Here is an 11877-nt window from a genome sequence, read left to right as displayed (position 1 = left end):
CATCGAACACACAATCAAAGATCCAAAACACACCTCGGTGACTAGCTAAAATAAGCCGAGGGACATCGAAGAAATCCCGATAACGAACGATCTCAAACTGAAGGCGATCTGTACTTGTCACTTGATGCGATCTTCCCTTGGCACAGGATTCGGCTGACGAGGACCAAACGTCGTAGTTTTTCCACCCTCGATAACATTAACGTGCTTGCCATTTATTGTTCCCGAGCGCGTCGGCTCCGGCGCCACCTCTACCTTTCCTCCAGCCGCTCTAATTTCGCCCGCAGTGGAAGTGCTGATGGTTCCGTGGGGCACCCCAGCTGCAGCATCCGCGACGGTGTCGCCTTGAGAGCCTGAGATAAGCTCTCCTGGCTCTGGCATATCACCCACCCCGCCCCTCACTATAACGGTTCCGTCGGGAGCATCACCTGGCGCGTGCAAATCTCCTTGGCTGCCTCCCTCTGCGCTGGAACCACCCTCCATAGCTTGATTTGCCAGCCAGGTAATGCCCCCACCAATTGCTAGGCCCGCGATAGCAGAACCATATACAGCGGCTTTTCCTGGGGCCGCCGCATCTGATGGATCAGGAGTAGCCACATCCGTGCCTACGAAAACGAGAAACGCCCTCAGCGCTGTGAATTCTTGCCTTCCATCAGGGTCAACAAATCTGTAAGGATTGTTGTTTGCGTACTTATACCGATTGAAATTCCCTCCCGTCATAACATCAGCAGTAACCGGGTCAACACTCAGGAATCTTCCAAGGTTTTGATCGTAGTATCGCTGCTGCATGTAGGTCAGGCCGGTGGCGCCATCCATTACATGACCGGTGTAGCCCACACCGTTGTAGTTCGTCTTTCCGATTGCCGCGCCGTAGGGTTCCCAGTCGGTGCGATCGATGACCGCGCCTGCGGCATTGGTGACCGCGATCGGACTGCCCAACGCGTCGGTATGGTGGTACTTGACCTGACCGTTGCCCGCCGCGCGGTTCCATTCGATCGTCGCCAATAGACTGCCGTTCAAATAGACGTGCGGTACGGTGAGTTCGGGGCGACTGTCGTTCTGCGCCTCGGCGGTGTGATGGTCTTCGCTCATCACCATCTGGCCATCGAGGTTGTAGAACGATCGCGAGTACGTGGTGTCGGGGCGCCCGGTCGTAGCTACGCGCCGGCCCTGCGCGTCGTATAGGTAGGCCTCCTTGCCGACGACCGTGCGCAGACGGTTGCCGTAGTCGAACTGGTAGGCCTGGCCGTTCTTGTTCTCCAGATTGCCCTGCGGGTCGTAGCCCAGGCCCAGCACCGCCGCACCCGCGCTGTTTCGGATGTTGGTCAGGCGGTTACGATCATCGTAGTAGTAGGTAGCGTGATCCTTGACGCCGCCCAGGGTCCAGCTCTTGAGGTTGTCGAGCGGGTCGTAGGTGAAACGATGCCAACAATCGCCGAGGAAACTGCACGAACCCGCGGCGGTCAGACGGTCGCGATAGTCGTAGGTCATCCAACGGCTGTAGGTATCGCCGCGCACCCGATCCAGGATGCCGTTGACGTTGCCATTGGGGTCGTAGGTGTAGTCCAACCGAGCCACGCCCGCGTCGGCGCTGGAGCTAGGCAGCTGACGGGCATTCTGGGTCAGGGTGTGGACGACGCCATTACCGTAAGTGAACTGCTTGATCGCACCGTTGGGGTAGTAGCTGATACCAGTGGCGTGATTGCCCCAGTTCGAGCTCACGCTGACCGGCTGGCCCAGCGCGTTGTTGGCGTAGCTGATCGGTTGGCCGTCCGGCGTGGTGTATTGGCTGCGATTGCCGTAGGCGTCGTAAGCGTAGGCGATGAGGCCGGTGTAGTCGCCTGGCAGGGCCTGCGTTTCGGCAGTCAGCAGGCGGCGCTTGTTGTAGGCGTAGGTATTGACCACGACACCCAAACCCGGGCCGTCGTTGCTGGTGCTGATCTCCTTGGCCAAACCGTCGGGCGTATAGACCCAGGTTTGATTGCCGCGACCGTCAGGGAACACCAAGGTGTGCAAACGGTTGCGCTGATCGTAGCCGCGATCGACACGACGACCGGACGCATAGCCTTCGTTGGTATTGCAGTTGTTCTGGTCCGGAAGATCGAGACCGGCGGCCGACCAGGCCAGGTTGCCGGCCGCGTCGTAGCCCATGACTGTCGCGCCCGTTTCGGGCTCAATGACCTTGCACAACTGCTGATGCAGGTCGTAGACGTAGCGCCTAGCGACACCCGTCGGACCCGATGGCGGCTGCGAAACCGTGACGTTGGCGGTGGCCGATTGCACCGAGGCGCCAAGGTTGTCGTGCACGATCGCGTGCACGCTGTGCGAGCCCACGCCTACACCGGACCAGGTGTACTCGTAGGGCGCCACGGTATCGGTATTGACCAGCTGACTATCGGCATAGAACTCGACCCGGTTCACGCCATCCCAATCCGACGCATCCGCCCTCAGGACGAAGCTTGCGGGCAGATTCGCCTGGGCGCCGTTGGCGGGACTGGTCAGCGTGATGACGGGGCGGCCGTTGCCGACGATCCACATGCCTGCGGACGACGTCGACACGCCGCGCGTATCGAACGCACGCGCGACCAACGTGTGACCGCCCTCGGTGCCGACCCAATTCAATTCGTAGGGCGCGCTGATGTCTTCGCCCACCTTGACGCCGTCTATCAGGAACTCGACCCGCTGCACGCCGTCGTCGGTGTCGCTGGCGTTAGCCGCGAGCCGCACCGCGGCCCCGAGCTGGTAGACATAGCTGTGCCCGGGCGCGGTCAGACCAACCGTGGGCGCGCTGTTATTGGTTGGTACCGCAGCTACATCGACGGTCGCTAGCGTTAGATCGCCGCTCTTCAGGTAGAAGCGCCGACCGTTAGTGTCGATCCCGGCCAGCGCCGAGCCGTTCTGGCCCTGCGTCCACAGCGTCATGCCGCTGCCATTGGGCAACGAGTACCAGATCTGCGCACTAGGAGCGTTCGAGCTCCAGTTGATCGTCGACGTGCAGCTGCTGCCGCCCCAAGGGATGGTGCAAGTGCCCGGCGAAGCGGTGATGCTGCCGCCTAGCACATTGAATGCACGCCCCGCACTAACCGGGTCGATCCACTGCCGATTGCACATCTCGAACGAAGCATCGATGAAGTATCGACCCGGCGGCAGATTGTTGAGGGTATCGCCGTTGTTGATCGAGGTATCCAACCCCGGCCCGCTGACGAAAATATTGATGGGGCCGCAGCCCGAAGTCGCGTTCAGCAGTACCTTGACGTTGGCTGGTGCGGCGTAGTCGCGCTCAGGCGTTGCCGGATAGCTGAAGCTCAGCGTCGGCCCCGCCGCAGCGACAGCCAAGCCCGGCAGCAAGACCGCCACCAGCAGCCACAGCCACAACGCCATTCGCCGCGGCGCGCTCGTCGCCCACAGGGAACCCACCACATCACGTGTCTTGCGCATAAACCGACCTATGGGCCGAATCCGGCCTGCTGTCCCATGCCCCACCGCAACCCGCGCACACGCGCGGATCGCAATCCCCTATGCGAACGCCGGTTAACCCCCGGGACCGCGCACGATTTCCTTGGTATTGCCCAGCACGTCGCGAACGATGGTGGTGCGGGCCTTGTCGACGGTGTTCTCAGCGGCGTCGATCTGCCTCGGCGCGTCGTAACCCGGCGTCCCATAGACTTCGAACGTCTCGCTGGTGGCGATTCCGCGTGGGTCGGTGGTGCGACGCTTGAAACCGGCCAGGTAGTCGATCACCGTCGTCAGCGGCCCCTCTTCGCCGTCCTGTATCGTCCGCGTCGGCCGTCCGAGCGCATCGAACTGCGACACCATGCCTTTCAATGCGGGATTTGAGAACGTCGACTCACCATCGACCCGTGGATTGCGCATGTAGGAGGCGAACACTGTCCGCCCTTCGTCATCGTAGCGCTTGGCGCTCCAGCGCAGCGTGCCGGCAGGGTTAGCCATATCCTCTTCCTGCTCCACAACGGCACGCCACAAAGCGTCGAAATAGACGATTTTCTTTCGATTCCCAGTGGTCACCACCTGGCGCCAATGCCCGCCCTCCAGGCCGTACTCGGCCGTGGCTACGGGTTCGAAACGCAGCACCGTATCCAGCCACGCGACATTGTCGCCAGCCGGCTGCGTGACGCGCGTGATACGCCCCATGGAATCGTAGGAATAGCCCGTGGCATAACCATTTTCATCGGCAACCGATCCGACCCAGCCGTTTCCGTCCACGCCCACGAGCTTCTGCGTGCCGTCATGAAAACGTATCGTCTGCGGAATACCGCGCTTCCAATTGCTTACCGTCGTGGCCAAACCGCGTCCATCGACGACGCTGGCCAGCGTACCGTCGGCGTTGTAGGTCAGTCCCTGCTGCGGTTTTTCGTAGGCGAAGGTTTTCTTTGGCAATGCGGTAGCGGGGTCGTATTCGGTGCGCGAAGGAATAGCACCGGTGTTGAAGTTGGTCTGGCGCTCGACCTGGCCAATCACCCACTTCGCCTTGTCGTTGAGGTACTCGGTGATGTCGGTGCGGGTGTAGCCCAAAGTGTTCGACTGCCAAACGCGCTTCGTCTGGGCGAACTCGTCGAATGTCTCGTATGTCGTATCGAAGCGCACGCCGTCCTGCTGCACCGAGCTGAACACCGCCGGCCGCTGGCGTTCAGACGAGAAGGAGTCGAGGCGAATCTGCGGGCTTACGCCCATTCGGTCGGCGAACTCCTGATTCGGCGCCGCCGCATTGCTGAGGTAGGTGGTGGTCGAACTGCGAAGCAAGCTGCTGCCGGCGTAAACGTCGACCTTCAAAAGCTTGCCGTCGTTGTCGTTGTAGACCACGCCGTAGGTATTCACCGTGCGATCGCCGTCGGGATCGGTGACCGTGGTGGTCTTGGTGGTCGCGCAGCTCGGACACTCGCCTTCCCAGCTACCGATCGGAGTGGTGTAGCTGTAGCTCCAGACATGACCCGGCAGGCCCGGCCCGGTGACGCGCTTGGTCTGCAGGGCCAGCACGTCGAAGCGTGCCGGAATCATGGCGCTCAGCGTGTCATCGCCCGGCTCGAAATCGGGATCGGGACGCGGCCCCATGTTCGGCGGGAAGACGCAATCGAACGGCACGCCGTTTCGGCCATGGCGCACCGTCTGGAACACGAACTCGCCACTGGCGCCGGACGGATGCCGGATGGTCGCGGTACGTGTCAGCGGCCTGAGTTTGCGCATCCAGGAGCAATACAGCGCCTTGTCCTGCAGAGGCACGCGACGGCCGTCGGTCATGGTTTCTTCGTCGATCTCGTAGTACGGGCTTCCCCAAAGCGCGGCGAAATTGATCGCCCACTGGCTGCTGTCGGGCAGCGTCACCGCCGTGAGCTGCGAGTACGGCGAATAGCCATAGCTCCATTCGCGCCCGGTGTTGGTCGCCACCTTGGTGACCCGGTCGTAGCCGTTGACGTTCTCCCAGCTCAAGCTGAGCTGACGGCCGTCGCTGGAGGTGATCGACAGCAGTTTGGCGCCGCTCCAGGCGTAGGCGACCCAGTTACCGAATCGATCCTCGATCCGCGTCGGATACAGGCGTATCTCGTCGCGCGGCACCGGGCGCTGAACCACGACGCCCTGGCTGACCACCGGCTTCAACAGATCGTCGGAAGGACGCGCCACCATCCAGTCGAAACGGTAGCGGGTACCGTCAGGCGAACGCGCCATAAAGCCCTCGCCCGCCTGTCCGCTCTGCAGGCTCGACACGCAGGACAGGTGCCAATGCTTGTTGGTGACCCAGGGGTACACGCCGCCGTCGGTGGGGCGCGGTCGCGTCTCCGCGGTCGCGATCAGCAGTTCCTGGCTTCCGCCAGGAACCGACATGTTGTAGCCGCTCCAGTATTCCCAGGGCTGCACCGCCGGCGCACTCGTAGGCGTCGAACTCTGCACTTTGACCAAGGGTGGCCGCGCCGTTTCCGGGCTGGTGGGGAACGAACAGCGATTGGCGCTGGCAGTGGCGGCCGAGGTTCCCAACACCCAGCCTTCGGCGCGGCTGAAGTTGCCGCTGATATACGGAACGTCCCAATCCCAATCTCCGAATGGGCGGCTGCGCGCGTCGGTCGCGGAAGAGAAACGCCGCCCCAGCGCGACTGGAATCGGAAAGTTGCCGGGGATCGACACGTCCACGGTCGCGAACGAAGTCGCGCCCGTGTACAGGTTCACCGAATCGCCGAACAAGGTCGGGCCCTCGGACTTGATGGTCTGCGCCGACTTGATGAGCTTGTCGTATTCCTCCCACGGCGCCTTCTGCGCGCAAACCGCGCAGGACGTAAGCGTGAGCAATGCACCGATCAGATATCGCACGGTCTTCCCCTCGACCCAGGACCAGAGGCCCGATGTGAGACCGGTATGAACTCCCGGTCGTGTCGATGCATTGTCGGACCGAAGAACGCGCGAATGCGTTCGCTTCGGCGCAGTGGGCGCACGCCTGATCGCAGGATCGCAGCCGAGTGGAAAAGGCTGTCAATCGGATGTTCGTGGTGAAACTCCGTGCATGCGCATGCGCGATCACGCCTTAGCGCAATGCGAGCACGGCTCGGCGCAGATCCGAACGCTATGCCGTCGAATCGAGCGCAATTCAGCGGTTCTATCGCCGTCGCAAGCGGCGTGCGCGCACCAAGCCGGCCATGCGAAATTCGCCGCTTTTTATGCGTGCCAACTGGCACAAAAAAAGGGCGCCCTTGCGGACGCCCTTCTTCAATGCCTCGCTCGCTGCGGCGCCAAGACTTACCCCACCCACACCCGCGCATTGCGGAACATGCGCATCCACGGCGAGTCGCCGCTCCAGTCGCGCGGGGCCCAGCTCAAGTTGGCGCTGCGCAAGGTGCGTTCGGGGTGCGGCATCAGGATGGTGGCGCGGCCGTCGCGCGAGGTCAGGCCGGCGATGCCGTCGGGCGAGCCGTTCGGATTGAGCGGGTAGCGTTCGGCGACGCGGCCTTCGCCGTCGATGTAACGCAACGAGATGTCCGCCGCGCTCTGGTCGAGGTTGTTATCGAAGCTGGCGCGGCCTTCGCCGTGCGCCACCGACACCGGGATGCGCGAGCCGGCCATGCCACGGAAGAACAGCGACGGCGACTCGCCCACTTCGAGCAGGCCCAGACGCGCTTCGAACTGTTCGCTGCGGTTGCGCAGGAAGCGCGGCCAGTGCTCGGCGCCCGGGATGATCGGCTTGAGCTGGGCTAGCATCTGGCAACCGTTGCACACGCCCAGCGAGAAGCTGTCCTCGCGCGCGAAGAAGGCCGCGAACGCGTCGCGCAGGGCGCTGCGCTCGAGCACGCTGGTGGCCCAGCCGCGGCCCGCGCCGAGCACGTCGCCGTAGCTGAAACCGCCGCAGGCCGCGAAGCCCTTGTAGTCCTGCAGCGAGACGCGGCCGGCGATCAGGTCGCTCATGTGCACATCGAAGGCTTCGAAGCCGGCGCGGTCGAACGCGGCCGCCATTTCGATCTGGCCGTTGACGCCCTGCTCGCGCAGGATCGCGACCTTGGGACGCGCGCCCAGGTTCACGAACGGCGCAGCGACATCGTCGGCGGGGTCGAAGGTGAGCTTGGGCTTCAGGCCCGGCGCGGCGAAGTCGCGCGCGATCGCGCGCTCCTCATCGGCGCAATCGGGGTTATCGCGCAGCTTCTGCATGGCGTGGCTGACCGACCACCAGGCATCGAACAGCTCGTCCCAACGCCACTCGGCCAGGGTTGCGCCATCCTCGCGCACGCGCACCGCGGGTGCGGCCGCCGCGCCTTCTACGCGGCTCAGCACCGGTTTGGCGATGCGCTGAGCGCAGTCGATCAGGCCATGGCGCGCGACCAGGTCGGCGAATTCGGCGCGGTCCTCGTCGGCGATCTGCACGATCGCGCCGAGTTCCTCGTTGAACAGGGTGCGGAACGGATCCTCGCCCCAGCCGTCCAGACTGATATCCAGGCCCAGGCGCGAGCAGAACGCCATTTCGCACAGCGCGGTGAACGCGCCGCCGTCGCTGCGATCGTGGTAGGCCAGCAGCAGGCCGGCTTCGCGCGCGTCGCGGATGAGTTCGAAGAAATCGCGCAGGCGCTGCGGGTGGTCGAGATCGGGCACGCCCAGGTCGTCGCGGTCGCCATCGGCGGACAGCGCGGCGAACGCGGGCAGACCGCCGGCCTCGGCCGGTCCGGTCGCCTGCGGATGGCATTGCGCGAGCACCGAGCCGCCCAGACGCTGCTTACCCGCGCCCAAGCCGATCAGCCACAGCTCGCTGTCGGGCTCGCGGGCGAGCAGCGGGGTGAGTTGCTGGCGCACATCGACCACGGGCGCGAACGCGCTCACGATCAGCGACACCGGCGACACCGACTTGTGGGCGACGCCGTCGGCCTGCCATTGCGCCTGCATCGACAGCGAGTCCTTGCCGACCGGAATGCTCAGCTCGAGCTCCGGGCACAGCTCCAGGCCGACCGCCTTGACCGCGTCGAACAGCAGCGCGTCCTCGCCCGGGTGACCGGCCGCCGCCATCCAATTGGCCGACAGCTTGATCCGGTTCAAGGATTCCACCGGCGCGGCGCACAGGTTGGTGATCGCTTCGCCCACCGCCATGCGCGCGGCCGCGGCCGCATCCAGCAGGGCCAGCGGGGTGCGCTCGCCGATCGCCATGGCTTCGCCGACATAGCCTTCGAAGCCCGACAGCGTGATCGCGCAATCGGCCAGCGGCAGCTGCCAGGGGCCGATCATCTGATCGCGTGCGGTCAGGCCACCGACGCTGCGGTCGCCGATGGTGACCAGGAATTGCTTGGAGGCGACGGTGGGATGCGCGAGCACGCGCAGCGCGGCCTGATGCAGGTCCAGGCCGTTCCAGTTCAGCGCCGGCCACGGCGCGGTCGGCGGACGCCGGGTGTCACGGTGCATCTTCGGCGGCTTGCCGAACAGCAGGTCCATGGGCAGGTCGATCGGCCACTGCTGAGAGTCGCCGCCAACGCCTTGCCGCGTGCCCTCTTCCGCCCTGCGGGCACCTTCTCCCGCAGGCGGGAGAAGGGAATCCGCAACGCCGTAGACGGATTCGACGGTCGCGCCATACCCCACCACCAGGCGCTCTTCCGCGGTCGCGTAACCGACCACCGCGAACGGGCAGCGCTCGCGTTCGCAGATCGCGGCGAAGTCGGCGACGCGGTCGGCCGGCAGGCCGAGCACGTAGCGCTCCTGCGATTCGTTGCACCACAGCTGCATCGGCGACAGCGAGGGATCGTCGCTGGGCACGCGCGCCAGATCGATCACGCCGCCGAGGTTGGAGTCGTGCAGCAATTCGGGGATCGCGTTGGACAAACCGCCGGCGCCGACGTCGTGGGCGCTGTCGATAGGATTGTCCGCGCCGAGCGCGACGCAGCGGTCGATCACTTCCTGGCAGCGGCGCTCCATTTCCGGGTTGTCGCGCTGGACGCTCGCGAAATCCAGGTCCTCGGCGCTGTCGCCGGATGCGACCGAACTGGCGGCGCCGCCGCCCAGGCCGATCAGCATGGCCGGACCGCCGAGCACGATCACGGCGTGACCGGGCTTGAGGCCGAGCTTGGCGACCTGGATGCGGTCCATCGCGCCGAGACCGCCGGCGAGCATGATCGGCTTGTCGTAGGCGCGCGCATGCGCGCCCTCGGCGAGCTCGAAGCTACGGAAATAGCCGACCAGATTCGGACGGCCGAACTCGTTGTTGAACGCGGCCGCGCCGATCGGGCCGTCGAGCATGATCTCCAGCGCCGGCGCCATGCGCGGGTTCAAGGCGCGCTCGCCCTCCCAAGGCTGCGGCAGGGTCGGAATGCGCAGGTGCGAGACGCTGAAACCGCACAGGCCGGCCTTGGGGCGGCCGCCGCGGCCGGTCGCGCCTTCGTCGCGGATCTCGCCGCCGTTGCCGGTGCTGGCGCCCGGGAACGGCGCGATCGCGGTCGGGTGATTGTGGGTTTCGACCTTGATGCAGAACGCCGACGGCGTTTCCGCTTCGGCCGCGTAGGCCTGGCTGCCCGGCTGCGGGCGGAAACGCCGGCTCGGATAGCCCTCCACCACGGCCGCGTTGTCGCTGTACGCCGATAGAGTGTTTTCCGGCGTCTGCGCGTGGGTGTGCTTGATCATCTTGAACAGCGAGCTGGTCTGCTCGCGGCCGTCGATGGTCCAGGAGGCGTTGAAGATCTTGTGCCGGCAGTGCTCGGAATTGGCCTGCGCGAACATCATCAGTTCGACGTCGGACGGGGCGCGGCCGAGCGCGGCATAGCGTTCGCGCAGGTAGGCGATCTCGTCCTCGGCCAGGGCCAGGCCGAGGCGGACGTTGGCGCTCTCCAGGCCGTCCAGCGGGATGCGTTCGAGTTCGCCGCGCTCCGGCACCGCGAACAGCGCCGCGGCGTCGTCGCGCGCATCCAGCAGCGACTGCGTCATCGGATCGTGCAGGGCCTTGGCCAGCGCGCCTTGGATGGCGGCATCGGCCGGCCAGCCGGCGAGGTCGTAGCGGGTGCCGCGCTCCACGCGCGCGACCGGCTGCCCGGCGCCGCGCAGCAGTTCGGTGGCCTTGCTGGCCCAGGGCGACAGCGTGCCCAGGCGCGGGGTCACGTAGCGCGAGACCGCGCCGGCTTCGCGCGCGGCGGCGTCCGGCTCGGCCTGCAGGATACGGCGCAGGGTGTCGCCATCCGGCTGCGCGCCCACGTCGGGCCGGACCCAATACACGGGCCAGGCGTCGATCAGGCGGACTTCGGGGTGAATGGCTTGCAGGCGGGCTTGGAGCCGTTCGCGGCGGAACGGAGACAGGGCCGAAAGGCCCTCGAGGACGATCATGTCCGGGGAACCGTGCAACGTCGGGCCCGGTATTGTATCCAAGCGCCCGCACCCGCGCCGTTTTCCGTGCACACGGCCCGCCGCGGCAAGCCCGGCGGGCCTGGGCGGGGCCCGGAAACGACGATGCCGCCTCGCGGCGGCATCGTCAGTGGCGCCCGGCCGGGTCGGCCGGGGCGACGGGACTCAGGCCCCGCCGGCCGTGGCCGCCGCGGGTACGGCGTCGACCGGGCCGGTCGCGGCCGGCTTGGCGCTGCCGTCCGTGGCCAGCTTGTCCAGGGTTTCGCGCAGCGCCGCCGGCGGCACGTAGCCGCCGAGCTGGGTGCCGTCGGCCGCCAGGATCATCGGCGTGCCGGTCAGGCCCACGCGCTGGCCCACGTCGTACTGCTGGTTGATGCTGTTCTTGCAGTTCTTGTTCGGCACCGCGTGGTCGGCCTTGGCGTCGGTCAGGGCCTTGCGACGATCCGGCGCGCACCACACCGACACCATCTTGTTGTAGTCCTGGCTGCCGATGCCGGCGCGCGGGAACGCGAGGTACTCGATCGCGATGCCCTGGCGGTTGTACTCGGCGATTTCGCTGTGCAGCTTGCGGCAGTAGCCGCATTCGACGTCGGTGAACACCGACACCGTGTACTTGGGATTGGCCGGCGCGAACACGATGCGCTCGCTGGCCGGGATCGCCTTCAACGCCTCTTTGCGCATGCCGGCCAAAGCCACTTCGCTGAGGTTCTTCTTGGCGGTGGTGTCGAACAGCGCGCCGCCGGAGCCCGGCAGGAACAGGTAGCGACCGTCGTCGCTGACGTAGACCACCTGGCCGGCGACGATCGCCTCGCGGAAGCCCGGGATCGGCGCGGCGCCGACGCGCTCGACGGTGACGCGCGAGTTGAGCACGCGGATGGCTTCGATCGCGCGCGCGTCCGGCGTGCCGGCGGCGGCCTTGGCCTCGGCAGGCTTGGCGCTGGCGGCGGCCGGGGTTTTAGCGGCATCGGCGGCGGGCTTGGGGGCCTCGGCGCAGGCCGACAGGCTGAGCGCTCCGAGCACGGCGAATAGGGCGTACTTCATCGATCGGGTCCTTGGCTGGTTCACCGAGCGTTTGGACCG

Annotated in this window: 4 protein-coding genes; all 4 read right to left on the bottom strand. The window is 65.8% G+C overall.

The features are described from left to right. Nucleotides 1–117: 117 nt before the first annotated feature. Complete coding sequence (locus tag ASE43_RS21275) at nt 118–3435, bottom strand: Ig-like domain-containing protein (RefSeq protein ID WP_157499858.1); 3318 nt, start codon at nt 3433–3435, stop codon at nt 118–120. A 93-nt stretch (nt 3436–3528) separates the two neighbouring features. Beyond that, on the bottom strand, nt 3529–6315 hold the full coding sequence (locus tag ASE43_RS11000; RefSeq protein WP_157499856.1) for an RHS repeat domain-containing protein: 2787 nt from the start codon (nt 6313–6315) through the stop codon (nt 3529–3531). Nucleotides 6316–6738: 423 nt separating this feature from the next. After that, entirely contained in the window at nt 6739–10779 is a 4041-nt protein-coding gene (purL, locus tag ASE43_RS10995) for a phosphoribosylformylglycinamidine synthase (protein WP_057160473.1), read from the bottom strand. Between the two features lie 183 nt (nt 10780–10962). Beyond that, nucleotides 10963–11838, bottom strand: a complete 876-nt coding sequence (locus ASE43_RS10990) for a DsbC family protein (protein WP_056179043.1) — start codon at nt 11836–11838, stop codon at nt 10963–10965. Nucleotides 11839–11877 lie beyond the last annotated feature (39 nt).

It is taken from the genome of Lysobacter sp. Root983 (genome assembly GCF_001429345.1).
Lineage (GTDB): Bacteria > Pseudomonadota > Gammaproteobacteria > Xanthomonadales > Xanthomonadaceae > Lysobacter.
The sequence above is the reverse complement of the archived record's forward strand: the minus strand, read 5'-3'. Positions and strand labels throughout refer to the sequence as shown.

Coding starts and splice junctions, on each gene's coding strand:
- ASE43_RS21275 (WP_157499858.1), bottom strand. CDS start 3,435: ATGCGCAAGACACGTGATGTGGTGGGTTCCCTGTGGGCGACGAGCGCG.
- purL (WP_057160473.1), bottom strand. CDS start 10,779: ATGATCGTCCTCGAGGGCCTTTCGGCCCTGTCTCCGTTCCGCCGCGAA.
- ASE43_RS10990 (WP_056179043.1), bottom strand. CDS start 11,838: ATGAAGTACGCCCTATTCGCCGTGCTCGGAGCGCTCAGCCTGTCGGCC.